This window comes from Polaromonas sp. YR568 (assembly GCF_943369415.1).
Lineage (GTDB): Bacteria > Pseudomonadota > Gammaproteobacteria > Burkholderiales > Burkholderiaceae_C > Polaromonas.
This window is the reverse complement of the sequence record NZ_CALRNF020000004.1, coordinates 171,808-192,197: the sequence shown is the minus strand read 5'-3', so window position 1 is coordinate 192,197 and position 20,390 is coordinate 171,808. Positions and strand designations below refer to the sequence as shown.

26 protein-coding genes are annotated in these 20,390 nt (G+C 62.5%); 17 read left to right on the top strand and 9 right to left on the bottom strand.

The genetic code is table 11. The features are described from left to right. The first annotated feature begins 137 nt into the window (after positions 1-137). Both ACLV74_RS04755 and ACLV74_RS04750 read left to right on the top strand, forming a co-directional pair. Complete coding sequence (locus ACLV74_RS04755; RefSeq protein ID WP_411878228.1) at positions 138-1,583, top strand: DEAD/DEAH box helicase; 1,446 nt, start codon at positions 138-140, stop codon at positions 1,581-1,583. A 93-nt stretch (positions 1,584-1,676) separates the two neighbouring features. Beyond that, positions 1,677-2,612 (top strand): YihY/virulence factor BrkB family protein, encoded by a 936-nt coding sequence (locus ACLV74_RS04750; protein WP_411878227.1) that lies wholly within the window; start codon positions 1,677-1,679, stop codon positions 2,610-2,612. Here ACLV74_RS04750 and ACLV74_RS04745 read toward each other — a convergent pair. Both ACLV74_RS04745 and ACLV74_RS04740 read right to left on the bottom strand, forming a co-directional pair. After that, the gene (locus ACLV74_RS04745) at positions 2,604-3,476 is read right to left on the bottom strand and encodes a symmetrical bis(5'-nucleosyl)-tetraphosphatase (RefSeq protein ID WP_411878226.1); all 873 of its coding nucleotides are present in this window, start codon (positions 3,474-3,476) and stop codon (positions 2,604-2,606) included. The two genes, ACLV74_RS04750 and ACLV74_RS04745, sit on opposite strands and share 9 nt — an antisense overlap. Next, on the bottom strand, positions 3,461-3,715 hold the full coding sequence (locus ACLV74_RS04740; RefSeq protein WP_411878225.1) for a hypothetical protein: 255 nt from the start codon (positions 3,713-3,715) through the stop codon (positions 3,461-3,463). The genes ACLV74_RS04745 and ACLV74_RS04740 overlap by 16 nt, the downstream gene beginning before the upstream one ends. A gap of 141 nt (positions 3,716-3,856) precedes the next feature. Between ACLV74_RS04740 and ACLV74_RS04735 the strand changes: the two genes are divergently transcribed. From ACLV74_RS04735 to ACLV74_RS04685, 11 genes are all read left to right on the top strand, one after another. Continuing rightward, entirely contained in the window at positions 3,857-4,126 is a 270-nt protein-coding gene (locus ACLV74_RS04735; RefSeq protein WP_411878224.1) for a hypothetical protein, read from the top strand. Beyond that, the gene (locus ACLV74_RS04730) at positions 4,123-4,500 is read left to right on the top strand and encodes a hypothetical protein (RefSeq protein ID WP_411878223.1); all 378 of its coding nucleotides are present in this window, start codon (positions 4,123-4,125) and stop codon (positions 4,498-4,500) included. Before ACLV74_RS04735 ends, ACLV74_RS04730 begins: the two co-directional genes overlap by 4 nt. After that, positions 4,497-4,748 (top strand): hypothetical protein, encoded by a 252-nt coding sequence (locus tag ACLV74_RS04725; RefSeq protein ID WP_411878222.1) that lies wholly within the window; start codon positions 4,497-4,499, stop codon positions 4,746-4,748. The genes ACLV74_RS04730 and ACLV74_RS04725 overlap by 4 nt, the downstream gene beginning before the upstream one ends. Then, positions 4,745-5,947, top strand: a complete 1,203-nt coding sequence (locus ACLV74_RS04720; protein WP_411878221.1) for a replication initiation factor domain-containing protein — start codon at positions 4,745-4,747, stop codon at positions 5,945-5,947. The genes ACLV74_RS04725 and ACLV74_RS04720 overlap by 4 nt, the downstream gene beginning before the upstream one ends. 24 nt (positions 5,948-5,971) lie before the next feature. Next, on the top strand, positions 5,972-6,304 hold the full coding sequence (locus ACLV74_RS04715) for a hypothetical protein (protein WP_411878220.1): 333 nt from the start codon (positions 5,972-5,974) through the stop codon (positions 6,302-6,304). A gap of 2 nt (positions 6,305-6,306) precedes the next feature. Beyond that, the gene (locus ACLV74_RS04710) at positions 6,307-6,534 is read left to right on the top strand and encodes a hypothetical protein (protein WP_411878219.1); all 228 of its coding nucleotides are present in this window, start codon (positions 6,307-6,309) and stop codon (positions 6,532-6,534) included. Continuing rightward, the gene (locus ACLV74_RS04705; RefSeq protein ID WP_411878218.1) at positions 6,531-6,695 is read left to right on the top strand and encodes a hypothetical protein; all 165 of its coding nucleotides are present in this window, start codon (positions 6,531-6,533) and stop codon (positions 6,693-6,695) included. Before ACLV74_RS04710 ends, ACLV74_RS04705 begins: the two co-directional genes overlap by 4 nt. A 10-nt stretch (positions 6,696-6,705) precedes the next feature. Beyond that, complete coding sequence (locus ACLV74_RS04700) at positions 6,706-6,840, top strand: hypothetical protein (protein WP_411878217.1); 135 nt, start codon at positions 6,706-6,708, stop codon at positions 6,838-6,840. 150 nt (positions 6,841-6,990) lie between these two features. After that, the gene (locus tag ACLV74_RS04695) at positions 6,991-7,203 is read left to right on the top strand and encodes a hypothetical protein (RefSeq protein ID WP_411878216.1); all 213 of its coding nucleotides are present in this window, start codon (positions 6,991-6,993) and stop codon (positions 7,201-7,203) included. 95 nt (positions 7,204-7,298) lie between these two features. Further along, entirely contained in the window at positions 7,299-7,556 is a 258-nt protein-coding gene (locus ACLV74_RS04690; protein WP_411878215.1) for a hypothetical protein, read from the top strand. Between the two features lie 100 nt (positions 7,557-7,656). Next, a complete protein-coding gene (locus tag ACLV74_RS04685) occupies positions 7,657-8,226 on the top strand; it encodes a hypothetical protein (protein WP_411878214.1) in 570 nt (189 codons plus the stop codon). Here the strand turns inward: ACLV74_RS04685 and ACLV74_RS04680 are convergent. Further along, positions 8,207-8,488: a hypothetical protein gene (locus tag ACLV74_RS04680; protein ID WP_411878213.1), complete on the bottom strand. Its 282-nt coding sequence runs from the start codon at positions 8,486-8,488 to the stop codon at positions 8,207-8,209. The two genes, ACLV74_RS04685 and ACLV74_RS04680, sit on opposite strands and share 20 nt — an antisense overlap. Positions 8,489-8,894: 406 nt before the next feature. Here ACLV74_RS04680 and ACLV74_RS04675 point away from each other — a divergent pair, with 406 nt between their 5' ends. Next, complete coding sequence (locus ACLV74_RS04675) at positions 8,895-9,197, top strand: hypothetical protein (RefSeq protein ID WP_411878212.1); 303 nt, start codon at positions 8,895-8,897, stop codon at positions 9,195-9,197. Between the two features lie 484 nt (positions 9,198-9,681). Here the strand turns inward: ACLV74_RS04675 and ACLV74_RS04670 are convergent, their stop codons facing one another. Then, on the bottom strand, positions 9,682-10,776 hold the full coding sequence (locus ACLV74_RS04670) for a ParB/RepB/Spo0J family partition protein (protein ID WP_411878211.1): 1,095 nt from the start codon (positions 10,774-10,776) through the stop codon (positions 9,682-9,684). A 449-nt stretch (positions 10,777-11,225) separates the two neighbouring features. Between ACLV74_RS04670 and ACLV74_RS04665 the strand changes: the two genes are divergently transcribed. Next, entirely contained in the window at positions 11,226-11,837 is a 612-nt protein-coding gene (locus ACLV74_RS04665; RefSeq protein WP_411878210.1) for a recombinase family protein, read from the top strand. An 18-nt stretch (positions 11,838-11,855) separates the two neighbouring features. Here the strand turns inward: ACLV74_RS04665 and ACLV74_RS04660 are convergent, their stop codons facing one another. Further along, positions 11,856-12,476 carry a hypothetical protein gene (locus ACLV74_RS04660; RefSeq protein ID WP_411878209.1) on the bottom strand — a complete coding sequence of 207 codons (621 nt, stop codon included), beginning with the start codon at positions 12,474-12,476 and terminating at the stop codon, positions 11,856-11,858. A 118-nt stretch (positions 12,477-12,594) separates the two neighbouring features. Here ACLV74_RS04660 and ACLV74_RS04655 point away from each other — a divergent pair, with 118 nt between their 5' ends. Together ACLV74_RS04655 and ACLV74_RS04650 are read left to right on the top strand one after the other, a co-directional pair. Next, on the top strand, positions 12,595-13,932 hold the full coding sequence (locus tag ACLV74_RS04655; protein WP_411878208.1) for a hemolysin family protein: 1,338 nt from the start codon (positions 12,595-12,597) through the stop codon (positions 13,930-13,932). A gap of 173 nt (positions 13,933-14,105) precedes the next feature. After that, positions 14,106-14,978, top strand: coding sequence for a DUF2726 domain-containing protein (locus ACLV74_RS04650; RefSeq protein WP_411878207.1), 873 nt, complete (start codon positions 14,106-14,108; stop codon positions 14,976-14,978). A 275-nt stretch (positions 14,979-15,253) separates the two neighbouring features. Here the strand turns inward: ACLV74_RS04650 and ACLV74_RS04645 are convergent, their stop codons facing one another. Genes ACLV74_RS04645 through ACLV74_RS04630 form a run of 4 tightly spaced genes read right to left on the bottom strand, consistent with a single transcriptional unit; the run spans position 15,254 to position 20,219 of the window. Beyond that, positions 15,254-15,613 (bottom strand): hypothetical protein, encoded by a 360-nt coding sequence (locus ACLV74_RS04645; protein ID WP_411878206.1) that lies wholly within the window; start codon positions 15,611-15,613, stop codon positions 15,254-15,256. Between the two features lie 46 nt (positions 15,614-15,659). Further along, a complete protein-coding gene (locus tag ACLV74_RS04640) occupies positions 15,660-16,127 on the bottom strand; it encodes a hypothetical protein (RefSeq protein ID WP_411878205.1) in 468 nt (155 codons plus the stop codon). A 10-nt stretch (positions 16,128-16,137) separates the two neighbouring features. After that, on the bottom strand, positions 16,138-18,534 hold the full coding sequence (locus ACLV74_RS04635; protein ID WP_411878204.1) for a filamentous hemagglutinin N-terminal domain-containing protein: 2,397 nt from the start codon (positions 18,532-18,534) through the stop codon (positions 16,138-16,140). Positions 18,535-18,554: 20 nt separating this feature from the next. Then, on the bottom strand, positions 18,555-20,219 hold the full coding sequence (locus ACLV74_RS04630) for a ShlB/FhaC/HecB family hemolysin secretion/activation protein (protein ID WP_411878203.1): 1,665 nt from the start codon (positions 20,217-20,219) through the stop codon (positions 18,555-18,557). Positions 20,220-20,390 lie beyond the last annotated feature (171 nt).

Here is a 20,390-nt window from a genome sequence, read left to right as displayed (position 1 = left end):
CGGACCCGGGCGGTCTGCGGCGTTACCTTTCCCGCCAATGGCTGTGCTGTTGGCTGTATACGCGCCTTGGCAATCCCATCCCCGACCGCGCGCTACCACCGCAACAGTTACCCGCTAGTGTTAGGCAGAGCTTTCTTATGACATCCTCTTTTTCCAATCTTTCCCTGGCCGAACCGCTGGCCCGCGCCGTCGCCGAAATGGGCTACGAAACCATGACCCCCATCCAGGAACAGGCCATCCCGGTCGTCCTGCAGGGCAAGGACGTCATGGGCGCCGCGCAGACCGGCACCGGCAAGACGGCAGCCTTCGCCCTGCCGCTGCTGCAGCGCATGATGAAGCACGAAAATGCCTCGACCTCGCCCGCGCGCCACCCGGTGCGCGCCCTGGTGCTGCTGCCCACGCGCGAACTCGCGGTGCAGGTGGCCCAGCAGGTCGAGCTCTACGCCAAGTACACCAACCTGCGCAGCACCGTGGTGTTCGGCGGCATGGACATGAAGCCGCAGACGGCCGAGCTCAAAAAAGGCGTGGAAGTGCTGGTGGCCACCCCCGGCCGCCTGCTGGACCACATCGAAGCGAAGAACGCGGTGCTCAACCAGGTCGAATACGTGGTGCTCGACGAGGCCGACCGCATGCTGGACATCGGCTTCCTGCCCGACCTGCAGCGCATCCTGAGTTACCTGCCCAAGCAGCGCATCACCTTGCTGTTCTCGGCCACCTTCTCGCCTGAAATCAAGCGCCTGGCCTCCAGCTACCTGCAGGACCCGGTGACGATCGAAGTGGCGCGCTCCAACGCCACGGCCTCCACCGTCGAGCAGCACTTCTACAGCGTCAGCGCCGACGACAAGCGCCGCGCCCTGCACCAGATCCTGAAAGAACGCGGCATGAAGCAGGCCTTCGTGTTCGTCAACAGCAAACTCGGCTGCGCGCGCCTGGCGCGCTCGCTGGAGCGCGAGGGCCTGAAGACCACCGCGCTGCACGGCGACAAGAGCCAGGACGAGCGTCTGAAGGCGCTGGAAGCCTTCAAAAAGGGCGACGTCGACCTGCTGGTCTGCACCGACGTGGCCGCCCGCGGCCTGGACATCAAGGACGTGCCGGCGGTGTTCAACTTCGACGTGCCCTTCAATGCCGAAGACTATGTGCACCGCATCGGCCGCACCGGCCGCGCCGGCGCATCCGGCCTTGCCGTGAGTTTTGTGGCCGCCAGCGACAACCGCCTGGTCGCCGACATTGAAAAGTTGATCAAGACCAAGATCGAACTCGAACCCCTGGAATTCGAAGAAGACCGCCCGCGCATCAGCGAGCAGGGCCGCATCAACGACGGCCGCCGCATGTACCGCGAAGGCGAGGACGGCGGCCCGCCGCGCGAGGCGCGCCAGCCCCGCGAGCGCCGCGAATACACGCCGCACCGCCAGCCCGCCGCGGCGCGCGATCCCTTTTTCGACCAGCCTTACGAGGCCACCGCCGCGCCCGACGCCCAGCCCGCCTGGGAAGCCGCGGCCAAGGCCGCCCCCGCGCGCAGCGGCGTGTCGGCCAACATCAAGCCCAAGAAAAAAGTCGCGGCGCTGTTCAAGACCGCCGGCTAAGACTCCCACCGCGCCGCGCCGTCGGTTCACGCCTACGGCGGCTTGCGCGCCTGTCCGGGGCGGCTTGTGCCCCAGGCTTTCTAAGCTGTCGTCATGATGGCGAAAACCGACCCGCACCCGAAAGCCTGGCCGGCCTTCGCGCTTGCCTTGCGCTTTGAAAAACCCCTTCTTTTTGTGCGGCCGGTCGTCCGGCCCTTGTGGCGTGCCGTCGACCACTGGATAGAGGCGGGCGGCATGCGCATGAGCGCGGCCATGTCCTTCTACGGCATCCTGAGCCTGGCGCCGCTGCTGGTCCTGCTGGTGGCCGTGCTCGGCTGGTGGCTGGACCGCAGCTACATCGAAGTGAACCTGGTCGACCAGATCCGCAGCGTCATAGGCGCACAGGGCGCCCAGGTGGTGCAGCAGGCGCTGTCCAGCGCGCAGGCGCCTTCGGAGGGCATCACGGCATCGCTGTTTGCCTTTGCGCTGCTGCTGTCCGGCGCGACCGGCGTCTTCGCCGAGCTGCAGGACGCGTTTGAGCGCCTCTGGCGGCAGGGCAGCGGCGAGCCGCTCCAGCAGAAGTGGTGGCACAGCGCCTCATTGCGCCTGCGCGGCGTGGCCTACATCCTGGCCTTCGGTTTCCTGCTGCTGGTGTCGCTGGCGATATCGACCTTTTTAAGCCTGCTGTCGGGCTGGGCGGGCAGCTACCTGCCGGTCGAAACACTCGCCTGGGTGCTCAACGAAGTCGTGTCTTTCGGGTTTTGCGTCGCCCTGTTTGTGGCCCTCATGAAAATGAGCGTCGGCCCCAAACCTGCTTTACGCTATCTGGTGATGGGGTCTGCCGCGGGGGCCATCCTCTTTGCGGTCGGCAAGCACCTGATGGCCTTTTACCTCTCGACCGCCGCCGTGGTGTCGGCCTACGGCGCGGCGGGCTCGCTGGTGGTGATCCTCATGTGGATCTACTTTTCGTCGGCCGTGCTGCTGCTGGCCGCCAGCATGGCGCGCGCCTGGGCCGACGAGGCGGCCGCGCGGCCGCAGCTTTCAGCCTGACTTGCCGGCCTTGCCTGGTTTTCCTGGCTTTAGCGCCTGCTCGCACTGCACGGCGACCAGCTCAAAACTTCCAGGCTCCGCCCCCAGTTTCGCCGCCGTGAGGCAGCCGCCCCAGACGCAGCCGGTGTCCAGCGGCAAGGTGTTGTTGTGCAATTGGGGCGCGCCGCCGTCCTTGGCCAGCGTGGACCAATGGCCGAAGGCCAGCGGCGTGCCGGCGGTCTTGCGCCCGGTCACGTCGAACCACGGCAGGTAGCCCTCGGGCGCATCGCCGGCGCCTTCGGTGCTGCTGAACTCCATCACGCCTTCGGGCGTGCAAAAGCGCAGGCGCGTGAGCGCGTTGACCACCACGCGCAGGCGGTCGGCGCCCTGCAGGCTGTCGTGCCAGTGGTCCGGCTCATTGCCGTACATCGCGCCGAAAAATTCCTTGAGATTGCCGCCGCGCAGCACCTGTTCCACCTCGGCCGCCAGCGCCATGGTTTGCGCCGCCGACCACTGCGGCAGCACGCCCGCATGCACCATCAGCCAGCCGTGGCGGTGCATGGCCATGGCGCGATGCCGCAGCCAGTCGAGCAGCGCCTCGCTGTCTTTGGCCTGCAGGATGTCCTGCACGGTGTCCTTGCGGCCCGGCTTGCGCGCGCCCTGCCACAGGCCCAGCAAATGCAGGTCGTGGTTGCCCAGCAGGCACTGCGCGGCGTCGCCCAGGGCCGAGAGGCTGCGCAGCACCTGGAGCGAGTCGGGGCCACGGTTGACGAGGTCGCCGAGGATGTAAAGCGTGTCGCGGCTGGGCGAGAAATCCATCTTCTCCAGCAGGCGCTGAAAAGGCGCGTGGCAACCCTGCAGGTCGCCGATCAAGTATTGAGCCACGATCTCCCGGCTTCTTTAACCAGCATTGTTTTGCAGGCGCTGTCTTTCGCCGATTCGAGCGCAGCGATGCAGATCCATTTTTCTACTGATTCGCCCATGAGCTTGGCAATAGCTCCTGCAACTGGCGGGCTCAAGTGCCCTTGAATGCGTGCGTTGTGTAGGGCGTTGCGGTTCAGTTTTAACTCGCGATGCCAGTACGGCGCAGCTTCGATTTTCAAAGCTGCGTCAAGCAGGTTCATGGTGCTTTGCATGGTTGATGCTCCAACTGTATGAAATTTGCAACTAACTTGGGTGCATCGTAACAAACTACTTGCACCTAAAGTAGTTGCATTTTATGCTCCGGCATGCAATCAAGGTGATTGCACTCAAAGGAGCGACCGATGATCAAAGCAGCAGAAGCTAGACCCGCCCAGGGCATGACGTTGCACGATTGTTCGCCCCCTCAAAACGCCGTAAGTCCTGCAAGGGTCGCTCCGGTGGTGCAAGCGGAAGAGGGGGCGAGCATCCTGTATCAGCTGGAATACGTGGACAGCCAGGGCGCTGGCGACCTGGTCATCCAGTCTGGGTACAGCGCAGCTGACGCCGCTGTCTACCTCCGCAGCCTCCTGGCCCTCGGCATTTCGCCCATCACCGTCAGGGTGGTCGCATGAGCAGCGATCTTCAATCAAGCCTAAAGCGCACGCTTTCACTGCCCTACTTCGAAGTCTTGCCAGCCGTCACACAGCGCATCAATCAGGCACGTGATCCCGTCCGGGAGGCCCAGACTTCGGAGCTGATCCTTGCTCTTTTTCAGTCGAGCAATAGTTTTTTCCCGGTGGATTTTGGGAATGCCTTGGAACTCGGCACCGAGGCCGCGCATGAAAGCGTGCGCATTGGCGACGGGGATGACGCCGTCTCCGTCGACTTGTCTGCGCAGTATCTCGAGCCCTTCGTGCGAAGTTTTGGGGATTGGTGGCTTGGTCATGGGCGCCAGCTTATCGCGAAATACATGCCGGAGATGCAGGTAAACGAGGTGATCGCATGAGCCGGCCAATCCAAGGCCAGTCCGGCGCCGCGATGGTCTATTCCAATATCGGCCAGCTTGCCCACGCCGAATTTTTGAAGACATGGCCGTTCATGGCCGGGAAAACTCTTGATGAGATTTACGCCATGAGTCGCGAAGCGGCGAAGCCCGCTCGCGCCGAAGGGGCCCCGCTTGCGGGGAAGGGCGCGAGCGGCAGCGAGCCGGTCTCGAACCTCCCCGTTGGTAATCACGGGGATAACAACCTATGACACGCCCCAGTCGCTCATCACTGGTCCTGGACGGTTCCGAAGTTAAATACCGCCTCGAAGCTGAACGCCTGGCTTCCAAAACCCCGGTCCATGTCGATTGGGTCCGGTTCACGGTCCTGAGGCGCAATGCCCCTTACGTCCCCGTCAATTTCCTGTTCCCACACCCCGACACCAATATTTGGGACGACAGCTACAGGGCGGCGCAGCAAGCCCGCGTGCTACGAGAAATACCCGACTGCGATTTTGACGCATCGACGCAAGCCCTCGACCTCGCGCAAACCGTGGCCGCTGCCCTCGGCCCTGACTTCACCGTCAATCCCGAATTCAAAAAAGGCCATGACTTCTACAAATTCCGCTGGTGCATCGAGCGCAATGGCGCGGAATGCGGATGGGTCGGCTTCCTGTCCTCCGGCGACTCCCCGCGCCAAAAAGCGCAAGCGCAAACCATCCATTGCAACCTGTTCGGGATGGCTTGCACTTTCGCCGCGCACGGCTGGCGTGATCGCCTGGCGGCCATCCTGGAAGAACGCGAAGCGACCTTGACCAGGTGCGACCTGGCCCTCGACTTCTTCGACGGGTTCCCGGGCGGCATCAAGTCCATTCGAGACGACTACAACGAAGGCCGCTGCAACGTCGGCGGCAAGCTGCTCAAGGTGAATTTCGTGGGCGACTGGTCCGAACACTCCAAGGGCGGACGCTCCATCTATTTCGGCTCTAAGGAAGCCGGCAAGGAAACCAACGCCTACGAGAAGGGTGATCAGCTCTTTGGGGTGGACGCCGGTAGCCCTTGGCTCCGCCTGGAGCTTCGCTACGGCAACAAGCTGAGGGTGCTACCCGTGGACATGCTGCGCAGGCCCGCTGACTTCTTCGCAGGTGCATCTGACTGGCACGCTGCGGCGCTTGCCCTGGCTGATGCTGTAGCGAGCCCGCAAAAGGTTTCCACCATCGAGCGCCTGCCGCTCGAAACCATCGAAGCCGAATGCGTAAAAAACATTCGCTGGACCCTCCAGACCGCCGCGCCATCCGTGGCCGCTGCCTTCCAGTACCTCGGCGTTGAAGAGTTCCTGACCTTCGTCAGCAACCAGAAGCTGCCAGGCCGGCTTCAAAAATTCATGCCCGCTGAGTTGGGCCGAGCATTCACGGCGGCATTCGGTCGCCTTTCACAGCCAGAGGGTTCCCCGGCCTTCATAGCGGCTTAACAGGGGGATAGGAGTTACTCAACCATGAAAATGAAAAGCCAAGCCATTTGCACCGGCATTAAAGAGTCGTCGGGCGTCTTCGAAGAAACCAAGAAGGCCTTCAGTTCCACCACGTTCCACCTGATCGTGGACGTCGCCGAAAACTCGGCCGGCCGCTCCATCGGCTCCGTCTCGCGCCCCTTCAAGTTCGGCGATGCCACCGAATTTGAAAAGTGGGCGCACCTGGACAAGTCCTGGCCCGTCACTGGTCTGCTCTGCGATTGCGAGTTCGACGTCGTGGCCGGCGCTGACAACGCCTCCAAGCTCACGCTGGTGGGCATCAAGCCCGCCGCACAGCAAATGCAAAAAGCGGCCTGACCATGCGCCTCCTCATCCAGTCCAAAACTACCGGGAAGTTCCTCTGTCCTGCACTGGATGGGGGCGAACCTGTGTGGGTGGCATCGCTGCGCGAAGCGGGCGGCGGTGTCGTCTCCGACCTCGAAGCGGTGAACCAGCTCGTAGAAGACAACTGCGACTTTGAAGACATGCCGCAGCTCATTGACTTGGACCGTCTCGGCACGGCCCGCGATTACACCAAGGGCGCATGAAAAAGAACATCCAAGCGTTTCGCATGCGAAACCACACCCGCACCCATAACCGCTTTGCGGCGGCATGGGTCTACATCCACCAGGCGCTCATTACCTGCGTCGAGGTCCTGCGCCTCGGCGTGCGCGATGCCCGCGCCATATTGCGCCATCGGGCGCGCTAGGGGAGGGCACATGGCGCAATTCAGCTGCAGCGCGTGCGGGTACGAAGGCCACTTCGTGGAATTCAAGGTCGAGCCCGAGTCGGACGCCGACGAGCCCGACCTGGAATGCCCGGAATGCGGCTCTGAAAAAGTCTCGGAGGACTGATATGCCTGATTGTTCTGGTGGTGATTCTTCGTTTGTCGGGGTTTGCCAAAACTGCCGCTACGTGATTGAAGAGGACGAAATTGATGACTCGCAAGCGGGGGTTGAATGCCCTTCGTGCGGCTCGGATGACGTGGTGTTTGAGGAGGCTTGATGCGCTTCCTCATCTGCACCGTGGACCTGGAGCCGTGCCCTCCACAAAACCTGTCCTCGCTCAGCCTGGCTGAAGCGCTGGACCCCGCCCTCCTGGGAATCACACCCCAGGGGATTCTTAAAACCTACTCATGGGGATTGGGTGCCGTGCTGATGATGTGGCTCATCGGATACGGCATCGGTTTGGCGACTGGGTTGATCCGCAAAGTTTGACTCCAGCCGGGAGGCTGCCAGCGTTGGGAAACGTCGTGGCCTCTCGGGTGTAGTTCCGAATGTCTCGGAAAGCACCATTTGAATAAGGAATTCAAATGAAGCTCTTCAAAATCGCAAAGAAATACGGCAGCACCGCTGCCGCCAAGGTCGCAGCCACCGGCACGGCCCTCACGCTCCTGGCGAGCCGCGCCATGGCCCAGACCGCTGACCCCAGCGTCCTGGACCAGTTCCTGGACGCCATCGGCCTGAGCACTGTTGCCGGCAAGGTGATCGCCGTCGGCCTGATCATCGTCGGCATCGCCCTGGCCTTCAAAGGCCCCGACATCGCCAAGCGCGTTATCCGCAAGGTGTAATCGTGCTGACCGGTGCCCTCGTAGCCCTGTTCTGGGCCGTCATCGCCCTGATCGGTGCTCTGAGCGGCATCGGTTTCTGCATCGCGGTCGGAGGCGGCAAATGAAGCGCCTTCGCTCGCTGTTCGTCGTCGCAGCCCTGCTGCTGCCGCTGTCCCTCCTGGCCGCACCCGTTGCGGCTCCTACCGCGTTCGATAGGTTCATGAGCCTGGCCACCGGCTCCGGCAAAACCACCGTCTCCCTGGGCTCCGACGGCACGCCCCTGGCCGCACCAGGCGTGCCCAGACTGGAAACTGATGGCGGCCTTCCCAAAGCCACCGCGACCGGCAGCGTCGTCAACCCAGCCGGCAACCGCGTACCCGTCACCGCTACCGCCCGCGTGCCTGCTGCTGAGGTCGCTGGTGCCACCGGTCGGCTGTTCGGCAAACTTGCGAAAAGTGCCGCCGTCTATCTCGGCGTGGGCCTTGCGTTGTATGACTTCGCCAAGGAAATGAATTTCATCCTGTCGCGCAACCCGGATGGTTCCATTGACGTCAAGAAAAGCGACCCAAGTGTGTGTTCTGAGGCGCCCTGCTATGAATACAACATCACAGATTATTCAGGTCATTCAGGGCCGTTCTTTTCGACGCCTCAAGGCGCTTGTGCTTGGGGCGTTACCTCGATGGGTGCTTAGCCCTGCCATCGTCCACAAGCTTGATGAACTCCACGCCATCAACAGTTATCAGCTTGATGCCGCCCCAGTGGTCCCAGCCATCCGCCGTTTTGTTCAATGTCTCGATCCTCGCGCCGTTGTGGACGGCGTCTATCACGGTCTGGCGCGAGACCTCAAGCGGTAAGCCTGTTACTTTTTCGTCGTCGTAAATGATGTGGGCGGTATCAATGTATTGATCCGAGTACCGCACCGCGCAGATGCCAAGAGTAGGGGAAGTGATCATGGAACAGTCCTCGAGGGGATGGTGTCAACCATCGTAGTACTGCTGGGAGGGATGGTCTGTTCGGCTTCGTACATACCAATCGCAATGTTGCGTGCACGGCAGCGTGCAGCAGGCGGATACCCTTATCCAGTTGCCCCCGCTGGAAATTTTCCTGCACGGTGCCCGAGACGTGGCCAAGAACGTCCCGCTACCTGGTGTAGCTAGAAATACTCAGGTTTTGACTACCGGAGGGGGTCTACTTTAGAACAAATGACTGTATGCTTGTACAGTGATTTTCGATGTCTACGTTCTCGGCGGAAAGGGTGGCGACCCTGTGGAAGCACTGCGCGCCGGCCCAAAACGGGGAGAGTTGATCATCCGGAGGCGATGGCCGGACGGCCCTCGGACTGATCTGGAATGCTTTCTTATGGAGCCTGGCACCCGTGCCCAGCTGCTGCCGGCGCTGTTGAATCCCGCCGTCATTGCCATGAACAGTCTTGGCATGACCGTTGAAGGCACCATAGCGCACCAATTCCGTAACTCGGCTAAAGCCAAAGTCGAATATTCCAAAGAGCGCTGGTTGTGCAAACTGCCTGGCGCCAAGGCTGTTTTGGACACGGAAAAGCTACTCAAGCGAAGCGCTGCCAGGCTTAATCGCGCATTGGCCAGCGGGTTTGACCCTGCACATGACGACCGGCCGGAACACCCAGATGATGGGCCATTGATGTGACACCAACTTAGTCGTCCGTCGGGCGCTGTATACGTTCCAACGAACCTCCGAAGCGCTTGCTGGGGGTTATCAGCACCCAAGTTTCGTCACAGGACATGCAGTCATATCTGGCTACCAATAGCTCCTTGCTAGGCGTCCTAGCATCTGCAATTTCTTTAAGACTGTTAGCGCTAATCAAATCATCAAGGATGCGTGCAAAAGCGGTGTACGTATTGGTTTCGTTGAATTCAGTGTTTTTAAGGTCGCAATTTTCACAATCCATCCCCATCCTTTGATATTTGAACAAGGTCTGGAGCTTGAATGGGCAGTTTCGAAAGTAGTTGATCCATGTCAATGCATATTGAATCAGTGTGCCAGGCGAACGGAAACGGCTGCATCAGGCATTTACCCAACGCAAGCCGTTGCTTCGCCAAGCCGGTCCAGTCCGACAAGCCAGACAATGAGCATCTCGCCGACCTCATTAACACTTCGCACCCCATCTCTATCAGGCCCCTCCGTGCATCAGTTGGTGTACCTCTCCGGCCAGGTCCGCCAGCGTCAGCTTGATGCTGGAACTGCCCAGGATGAATGCCGCGCTCTTCCAGTTGTCCGCGTCGTAGTTCTCCTCAATCAGCTTGTGCAGGCCGCGCAGCTTCAAAACGTCTGTAGCCTTGGAAAGCGCCTTGCCGGCGTCGTGGTCCTTCTTGTAGTGACCTGCAATCTCTGCCTGCTGCGCCTTGGTCAATCCCTGGATCAGCTCGGCGACAGGCGCATGACCTTCCTCGGTCAGCTGGTCGTTAAGGTCGCGCTCCGCGTCCCAAGCGTCCCATTTAGGCGGCTCAGGCTCCTTCGCTTCTCCATCCAGCGCCAGGCTCCCTTGCTTTGCCGCCTTCTTGTCCGCCTTCTTCTGCGCAATCTCCGCCGCCAGCTCTTCCTTGAGCGTCGCCAGCAGCGCCCGCGCCTCCTCCCGTCCGGCCTTGCCCGCCTCCAGCCGGTCCACCAGCTGGGTCCCCCGCGGATACCACTTACCGGTTTTTTCGATCTGGTTCACCACCAGGACCAGCTCCAGGTCCTCCGTCGTCTCGCTCTGCATGAACTGCCTGGTGTAGTAGCCCAGGTTCTCCACCGACGCCGCCAGGTGCTTTGAAACCCAGGACTTGGACTTCTTCACCAGCTGGCAGATTTCCGAAAGCGTCTTGCCTTGGTCAGCCAGGCTGCGCAGGCCCGCAGCCAGCTCCATCAAGGACAGGTCCTCCCGCTGCACGTTCTCCACCAATTGGAGGATGCCCGACCGCTCCTCGTCCGCCTCCCCAATAAGCGCCGGCACATGGGAGAACCCAGCCAGGTGCGCAGCCCTGCAGCGGCGCTCCCCCGCAATCAGCACAAAACGATCACCCAGCGGCCGCAACAGCACCGGCTGCAGCATGCCCTGGGCTTTCAGCGACTCGGCCAGCTCCTGCAGCTCCTCGTCGCCCAGGCCGGACCCGGTGCGCACCTGCGGCAGGAAGTCGATGATGTTCAGAGACACAAACTCAAGCGTCGGTTTCGCATGCGAAACGGAAGGAACAGCGGAAAGGATCTCGGTAGTAACAGCGGTCATGGAAATCTCCAAAGGAAGTTGATGAACGAGGGGAGTTAAAAAAACATCCTCTCGCTCGGGCTTCCTCGTTCCCCCGAGTAGGGGGCGGAGGGGGGTGCTGGTAGTTCAACAAGAAAAAACCGGGATGACCCGGTTGCCGCTGTATTAAAAATCCCCCCACAAGTGCCCCTCACACCGGGATGGGGTCTTGTGGGGGGATTCAGCGGCTACCGGGGCAGCCCGGTTTTTTCACAGCGCTAGGCCTGGCGCCCGCAGCCGACGTGACACAAAGCGCAGCGACTGGCACCAAAGGGTGCAGCCGGGCCGGATTACCGATAGCAAATTTCGAGCACAAAAGAATTAGAAAAGGTCAGGCCAGCATTAGTACCAATTCGAGCCTGCAACAAGTTCGATCAGGTGCTATGATTTTGTGAGCACACCGGAGCGGCAAGGGATGTGAGGGGAAGCAAGTGCTAATTGGTTACGCGCGTGTGTCTAGTAGGAAGCAAGAGACGTTTCTGCAGTTGGATGCTTTTAAAAAAGCTGGCGTCCAGAAGATTTTTACAGAGAAGGCTGTTTCCGTTGGAAATAGGCCGGAGTTACGTCGTGCTATCGCTGCAGTTAACAAGGGTGACGTTCTTGTTGTATGGAAGCTTGATAGGGTTGTGCGCAGTCTCAAGGAATTGCTAGAGATACTCGAAGCGCTTCAGCAGCGCGGTGTTGGGTTTCGAAGCCTCACAGAGCCGATAGATACGTCTACGCCTGTCGGTGAGTTCATTGTCCAGATACTTGGTGCCGTCGCTCAGCTGGAACGGTCGCTTATACGTGAGAGGGCGATTGCCGGGCAAGTGGCCGCGTTGAATCGGGGTGTGCGTTGGGGTGGTCAGCCTCGGGTTTTGACGGAAGCCGATGCGCAGGAGGTGTTTTTGCTCCGCTCCACCGGCTTATTCACAAAGGCCACGCTGGCCGATATGTTTGGGGTAAGTGAGTCAACTGTCACTCGTGCATTTGTCGCCCGTAAATACCCTGAGAGATTGATTGCTAGGCGAATGCCTGTTCTCGGAAAGTTACTAAACCCATGAGCCGTTTCACCAATAGGATCAAGCGGCGTACTTGCGCATGAAGAGGTTCACCCCTTCCAGCATCAGGCTAGCTCGCGCCTTGTCCGCTACTTCCTCCCATTTTCCGTGAGCTGCACTGTTTCTGAGGCCTCCCCACGACGTGATGTCCTTTATGTCTTGCCTTGTTATCAGACTTTCAGCCATCAAAACCTGGGCATAGGAATCAATTGACGGCTTGCGTCCCCCCATGGATAGCCCAAGGTTTTCAATCCAAGTACGGAGGAATTCTTCTAGTGTCGCGCCTATCAATACTATCGGGGCAGCCGGATGGACTGAGTTCGTGTTTAGCAAAGATTGAGCTTGTTCAAGCAGATCGTTTACTACGTCAAGTTGAGCTTGGCGTTGTGGTGATATCTCGTTGGCGAGACCCGCCTCAATATAGGATGCAAAATTATCTAGAGTCGCTACTAACGTAATGCTGGAGTTGACATTTATTTGATGGTCCGCCGTTTTGTAGAAGGCGCTGTTCTGTCCTGCGAATTTCGCCAAAAACTCGAGGATTTGCGCTTGTACCCCTCGCAAGGTACCCCAGGACGTTCCGGCGCTAGTGACCAGCCCTTTTATGCGTGTTATCTGCTGTATCAGCGCAGCATTGTCCATGGTGTCCCTCGTTTCTATTTTTAATCGCGCCGGCTAGAAAGCACAGCCATTGCCTCCCATATGTAAACCATGTCACCAATGAAGTAAAGTGACATGTGTTTATTTTGCGCCAGGCCCCATGGACTTTTTGCTGATTGCTTTTTTGACGCTGCTCAACGGCGTGTTTGCCATGTCGGAAATGGCCCTCGCCTCCAGCCGCAAGGCCCGGCTCACGGCCATGGGGGAATCCGGTGACAAGGGCGCTCAGGCGGCGCTGGGCCTGCTGGACAACCCTACGCAGTTCCTCTCGTCGGTGCAGGTGGGCATCACCTCCATCGGCATGCTCAACGGCATCATCGGCGAGGCGGCCTTCAGCAGCGGCCTGGCCGCCTGGATACAGACCTTCGGCGCGCCGCCGCGCGCCTCCGAGATCAGCGCCACCGCGCTGGTGGTGACGGTCATCACCTTCATCACCATCGTCTTCGGCGAACTGGTGCCCAAGCGCATCGGCCAGCTTTATCCGGAAACCGTCGCGCGCCTGGTCTCGCGCCCCATGATGTGGGTGGCCACCGGCTTCAAGCCCTTTGTCCGGCTGCTGTCCCTCAGCACGCAGACGGTGCTCAAGCTGCTGCGCGTCGACAACAGCGCCGGCCGGGCCGTGACCGAGGAAGAAATCGCCGCCAGCCTGGAAGAGGGCGTGGACGCCGGCCTGATCGAGGAGCACGAGCACCAGATGGTGCAGAACGTGTTCCTGCTCGACGACCGCCTGCTGACCTCGCTGATGCTGCCGCGCTCCGACATCGAGTGGCTGGACGCCTCCGACACCGTCGCCCAGGCCATTGCCAAAGCCGGCGAGACCGGCCACTCCTGGTACCCGGTGTGCCGCGGCGGCCTGGACGACGTCGTGGGCGTGGTCAACGTCGCCAAGCTGCTGGCGCTGCGCGGCCAGATCGAGCCCGTCCCTTCCGCCAGCGGCCCGGGCGCCGTGCCCTCGGTGGCCGACCGCATAGGCGCTTACGCGGTGCCGGCCGTCTTCGTGCCGGAAACGCTGACCGGCATGGAACTGCTCGAGCAGTTCCGCGCGCGCTCCACGCGCATCGTGTTTGTCGTCGACGAATACGGCGTGGTGCAGGGGCTGATGACGCCCATGGACATGCTGGAAGCCATCACCGGCGAACTGCAGCCCGGCGCCCAGGTCGATGCCTGGGCCACCGAGCGCGAGGACGGCAGCTGGCTGATCGACGGCGTGATGCCCGTGGCCGAACTCAAGGCCAGGCTGGACATCCGGGACCTGCCGGAAGAAGGCCGGGGCCGCTACAACACCGTTGCCGGCCTGCTGCAGAGCGTTTCGGGCCGTCTGCTGAAGACCGCCGAGGTGGTCGAATGCGCCGGCTGGCGCTTTGAAGTGCTGGACCTGGACGGCAAACGCATCGACAAGGTGCTGGCCAGCCCGCTGCCGGCGACTCATGGGTTGTAATTTTGTGTTATTCGGTTACTTGGGTTCTGCCTGCTTTTACGAACCATTGTGTGACTTATGTCGCGTTTTAAAGCGCGCACGCCGACAGTGACACGCGGCAACAACACCCGCACACGTAAACGGTTGTAACTTCAACATGCTGTGTTTAAACTGAAAAAAAAGTGAAGGCACACATGTTTGATGTTTTCGTGTTGGCGCTGACAGCGACGGCACTGTCAGGAATGGCGACGGGGGCGGCTTGCCATCACGGCTGGCTGGCGCGCGCTGCGCGCAAGAAAAGACGCATTCCGAGCCACTGGCATCTGCAGGCCCGGCCCCTGCTGATCAATGCCGAGCAGGAAGTCTGGCACTGGCTGCAGCGCGCCTTTTTCGACCACCACGTGCTGGTCAAGGTCCCGGTCATCCGTTTTGTCTCGCCGCGCAACGAAGCCGAAGGCCAGCGGTCTTTTGAGCTGCTCAAAAGCGTTTACTGCAGCTTCACCGTGTGCGCCGCCGACGGCACCGTCATCGGCTGCCTCGACGTTCCCGGCCCGCAGGGCCTGCGCGCCAGCAACCGCGACCTCAAACGCAAGCTGTTTGCCGAATGCGGCATCGCCTACGCCGTGGTGCGCGCCAGCAACCTCCCCACCCTGGAAGACGTGCGCGCTGCCTTCCTTGGCGAGATCGACCTGTCCGACGACGAACCGGCCCTGCCGGGCACGCTAGGCCAGCCGCCCATGGCCATGCCGGTCGATGAAGCCGATGACATGGCCACCGTGCCCGACACCATGCGCGCGGCCGACGGCGCCGCCCTGGTGGCCGATACCCAGCACGCGAAGCAGGCGCAGCAGACAGCGCATGTGGACATGGCCGCCATGGCCGCCGCGCGCAGCAGCCTGCAGGCCAAGCTGGAGCGCAACCGCAAGATACGCTTCACCAACTTCGACCCACTGAGCACCGGCTCCGGTATTGTTCATGACGACGCCGAGCACCACTTCGCGGTGCAGTGGGAAGACTCCTTCATCACGCCCGACGAGGCACCGCCGCCCGGCGCCGCCGGCGCATAAGGCGTTTCAGGCCGCCCGGTCGCGCCGGTCGGTTCGTCAGTTGGCTTTCGCGGCCTCAAACAAGGCCTTCATCTCCGCCGGCATCACGCCGTCGCGTGCATAACCCGCCGCCCAACCCATCTGCAGTTGGCCCCGCGGCGTCGGGGTTCACGGCCTTGGCCGGCTGCCGGTTCCCAGGTACTCATGGGTGGTGAGCGCGACCCGTGAGGGCATGAAAAAAGCCCCTGTTCCTTGCGAAACAGGGGCTTGGTCCGGGCCCGGCCGGTGTCAGTGGCTCAGCGAACGACGCAATCCACGGCGCTGGGCTTGTTGCCGGAGGCCGCGCCATTGCCGGCGGCCGAGCTGCTGAACGTCGGCGGCGGCGTGAACAGGATCGCCGGGTTTTTCGGCACCAGGACGGGCGGCTGCGTCGGCGAGGCGGTGTAGCCAAACTGGCCCGCCGCGAAGTTGGTGGTGCCGCCTTTGTTGGCCAGGACGATCTGGCCGTCCGTCACGCTGACATACAGCCCGGGTGGGAGCGTGGGAGCGACGAGGGGCCGCGGCGAGGCCGACTGTGGAAGGACGCCCTGCGCCAGGGCTCCGGTGGAGGCCAGGGCGGCCAGCAAGGCCAGCGAATTCAAGGTGAATGTTTTCATGGGGTTTCCTGCGATGTGATGGGCTAAGAGGGTCTGCTCAGGCGGCTCAAGGCTGCCTGAGGGAAACCTCCATGCTGGCACCGCCGCGCAACTCGCCCGCAGGGGTCGTGATCACGGTGGCGTCGCGGCTGCGTTTGGCCAGCGCGCCGGCCGTGCTGCTGAAGCCGCCTTGCGTCAATTCCAGCTCCACCTTGTCGAGTTCGGGCCTGGCGGCGTCATAGCTGTAGCGCGTCAGCACCAGCAGCGACTCGGGCTGCAGCACCATGGCGGCGCCGTCCACAAACTCCAGGCGGGCAAAGGTGTTGCGCCCGGTGGTCACGGTGTCGCCCTGGCGCAGCGGCGAGTTCTCGGCCAGCACCCGGGTGCGGCCCTCGGCGTTTTTGGCCACCGTCAGGCCGGCCACTTTGGTGACCGTGCCGACGACCTGGGCTTGGGTTTGAGCCTGTACCAGCGGGGCCAGCACCAACAGTGCCAGCAGCGAAAACAGGCGGGAAAAAATCAGGGGCAGCTTCATGTCATGCGCCTTAGTTGCAGAAGGTTTTAGGAGGCGGCTTCTGTGACGCCGTCCCGGATTTCACCGCCACCAGCTCTTCTTTTTTGTCGTCGTTTTTCGCGTCCGACTTGCTGTCGTCCGGTGTCGAACTGGTGGCTGCCGCGCCACTGCTGCCACCGCCGGATGACCCGCCGCCGCTGGATCCCGAGCTGCCGGCCGCCGGGATGGAGGCCGGCATGGCGGCGACCTTCTCGGGTGTGAAGTCATCAGACTGCGGAACAGACGGCTTGCCGGTGGTCACGGTTTTGATGATGTCGTTCAGTGCCTGGACAACCGGCCTGATCGGGGCCGAGGCGGTCGGCGGCGACAGTACCTGGCACTGCGCCGAATTCGGCGCAATCGTGCAGATGTCCGGAATGGTTGGGACCGGAACGGTCGCCGTCGGTATCGGTGTCGGGGTCGGTACCCACGGCAAAATGACCGGTGTCGGTATTGGAGGGTCGACCCTAATGCGCGCAGCGGCCGTGCCTGCGCCCGTGTAGCTGATGGCCAGGCTCCTCTGGAAGCCGGCGCTCGACTGCTGGGGCGCATCGATGCTGCTGAAACTGCCGCTGCTGCCGTCGCCCACCGCGGTCACCACGTCAAACGTCGAGTCCAGGGCCGGCACAAAACCGTTGATCGCGCGGATGCTGAGCTTGCCGTTCAGGCTGGCCTTGTTGGTCGCCAGCTGGTCGAAGCCGTCCGCGGCCTGCAGTTCGATGTTGAGCACGCCGGTGCTGCCTTGCGTGTAGTTGCCCTGCACGGTCAGCCTGCCTATGGCGCCGGTGCCGCCCGGCGACACGGTGCCGTTGTTCGACAGCGTTCCCGTCAGGGTGCCCGCGCCGGACAGCGTGCCGCCGGCCAGCACATTGACGGCGGCGGCGTTGATGGCCGAGCCGCCCGTCAGCGTCGTCGTACCGGCTGCGATGTTCAGCGTGCCGTTGGCATTGCCCCCGCTTTGCGACGCCGTGAGCGCGCCGCCGTTCAGCGCCAGGTTGGCATTGAGTTGCACCGCGTGGTTGTCCGCCGGGTAGTTGTTCAGGTAGTTGCTGTTCAGGTTCAGGTCCAGCTTGTTCGACGTGCTGGTGATGGCCGCGTTGATGATGATGTTGTTGTTGGCGCGAAGCGTCAGCGCCGCATCGGCCCCGGCGGTCTTGGCGATGGCGGCCGACACCGTGATGTCGCCGTGCACAACATCTGTGCCCGGCTCGCCCGTGCCCGTGGTGATGCTCACGTTGATGCCGTTGTCCAGCGCATTGGTGATGGTGCTCGCGCTGATGTGGGCACCGGCCGCATTCGACGTGATGGCGTTTTCACCCGTCGCGCCGGAATTCGGCCCGCTCGCCACGATCTCGATGTTGAAGGGGTCGATATGCCATTCGCCGCCTTGGCCCACCGTCGGTGCCTTGACCACGTCCAGGGATTTTTTGCCCGAGGTGTCGACATAGCCGCCGCGGCCCGTGCTGCCGGTGGCCGATACATTGCCGTCAATCACCGCCGCGTTTTCGGCAATCAGCACCACGTTGCCGCCCGTCGTGCCGTTGGCGCTGATGTTCGACGTGGCCGAGGTCTTGATGTCGCCCGAAGCGCGCAAAAAGATGCGCCCGCCTTCCCGCACCGCGCTGGAGGCATTGATGGTGCCGCTGTTGCTCACCAGGCCCGCGGCCAGGCCTACGCGCCCGGCTTCGGCCGTGATCCGGCCCATGTTGCGCGCTTCACCCGGCGTGCCGGTGATGGCCACGGAAACACCGGGCGTAGCCGTGTCCACCAGCTGCACGGTCTGCCCCGCCGCCAGCAGCACCTCGCCCTGGGGCGCATTCAGGCTGCCGTTGTTGGTGACCTTGGCGCCCACCAGGTAGATGCTGCCGCCGCTGGCCGCGTTGACGATGCCTTCGTTGCGCACCTCGCCCGGCGTGCCCACGCCCTTGAAGTTCATGCGGCTGGCCAGGAAATCACCGTCGCTCACGTTGAGCGAGCTGGCGATGAAACGCGCCACGTCGATGCGCGCGCCCGGGCCCACCATGATGCCGGCCTGGTTGATCAGCCACAGCGCGCCGTCGGCCCGGATCTGCCCCTGGATCAGCGACGGGTCCCCGCCCGTGACGCGGGCCAGCAGCGCGGCCGAACTGTTCAACTGGCGTATGTCGACCAGCGCGCCCGAGCCGACGTTGAAGCTCGCAAAGTTGGCAATCGCCTGCTGGCTGGTCTGGTTGATGTTCAGCGTGTTGCCGTTGCGCGTGATGGTCGCGGCCCCTGACGTGACGTTTCCGCCCGTGGGCAGGGCGCCGGCCGGCAGGGCCTGGGCAAAGGCCTGCGTGGCGCAGGCCACCAGCAGGGCGCTGGCCAGCAGCGAGAGGCGAAGTTTTCTGGAATGCAGGTTCGAATGCATGGTGGGCTGCCTTGTGTTTGTCAGAACGCCAGCGAGGCGCTCAGGTGGGCATTCCAGTCGCCCCGCTTTTCCGTGGTGGAGGTGCCCGCGTTGTTTACGCGCGCCAGGTCGACGTTCAGGCTGAAGTCGCGGCTGAACACATAACGCAGGCCCGCGCCCATGCTGGACACCGTCACGCTGGCCGGCACGCCGCTGCTACCCACGTTGTTGTTGCTGCCATGGCCCGCGTCCATAAAAAACACCGCGCGCAGCTGGCCCGGCAGGCCGACGCTGCCGGAAAGCTCAGGCGTATACAGCTCGGCATTCGCCACGATGCCGCTGTCCGCCGCCACCGCCCGCTCCTGGAAGCCGCGCACCGTCGTCGACCCGGCCAGGCCGAATTGCTCGCCCGACACCAGCGGCGTGTTGGTGTACTGCGCATTGCCCGCCAGGCGCGCCTGCCAGCCGTTGGCAAAACCCTTGAACAGCGAGGCCGTGGCGCGCGCCGCCATGAAGCCGTCGCGCGTGCTGCGGTTGCCCGGCGTCAGGTAAGAGTAGCGGTCCGTGCGGCCGTCGATGTTGGTGTAACGCTCGCCGCTGGCAATGTTGCGCGACAGGCCCACGCTGTAACCGGAGATCTGGTCCACAGTCTCGGTCTGGCTGCTGTAGGTGATGCTCAGCGGCGTGGTGGTGTAAGGCACGCAGGACGCGATGGGCGGTGTCGGCGGCGCAATGCTCACCGTGACGCCGCCCACTTCGCAGCGAGAGTCGATCTGCTTGTGGTCCAGGCCCAGCACCAGCCTGGCCGTGCTTTCGCCGCTGCGGCCCAGGAAGTGGTTCCAGTGCAGGCCGTACACGTCGCCCTTGCCGGTAAAGCCCAGCAGCCCGCCCAGCACCGGGGAGGTGGCCGGCGAATTGACGCTCGATTTGCCGTAGATGAAGTCGATGCTGTCGCCAAAGGCATACAGCGGGATGCGGTAGCCCACCGAATAGACGTTCAGGTGCACGCCCGAAGGGCTGTCCGGCGAGGTCGTGTAGGCCAGCGTGCCCACCTGGTCGCGGTTGAACAGGTTGGCATGCTGCACGGCAATGCCGGTGCGCCAGCGGCCGCTGGACGGCGAACCCGTGTTGTCCAGCGTCGTGATGATGCGCAGCGGCTTGTTGTCGCTGACCGTCACCGTCGCATCTATGGTGCCCGGCTTGTCACCCTCGGCCAGCGACACGCCGACCTGCTTGGCCGGGCTTTCATTGGCCAGCTGGATGGATTCCGAAATCGCGCCCAGGCTGGGCGCCTGGCCCACCTGCAGCCGCACCAGGCTGGCTCGGATGTTGGCTTCGTCGAAATGCTGGTTGCCCGTCACGGTGATCGAGGAAATCACCGTTTCCCGCACCAGCAGCTTCACTGCACCGCCGGCCAGTTCCTGCTCGGGCACCGACACCAGCACCGTGCTGTAACCGGCCTTGCGATAGGCCTCCTGCAGGGCTTCCACCGCCAGCTGGATATCGGCAAAACCGCGCTGCGGCCCGGCCAGCGGGCCCACCAGGCGCTCGACCTCGGCTGCCGGCAACAAGGTATTGCCTTCCACCTGGAAACGCGTGATCTCAAAACGCTCATCGACCGCCAGGGCTGTTGTTGCAGCGGCCATGGCAAAAGCGCCGGTCAGGCCGCAACGGGCCAGGTAACTGATCAAGCGGCTTTGTCTCATTTGTTCTTAGTCCACGGGAGGCGGTGGGCTGAACAAATGACTTGGAAAACCAGGCTCTCAAAGGGCTGTGTTCAGGGCTTGGTTGATCGTAACAGGACGTAAGCGAAATGCGTACTTTCGGCGTAACGCATTTTGTAAAGGGCGGGGTTTGTTGTCCGGTTGCCGCAGTTT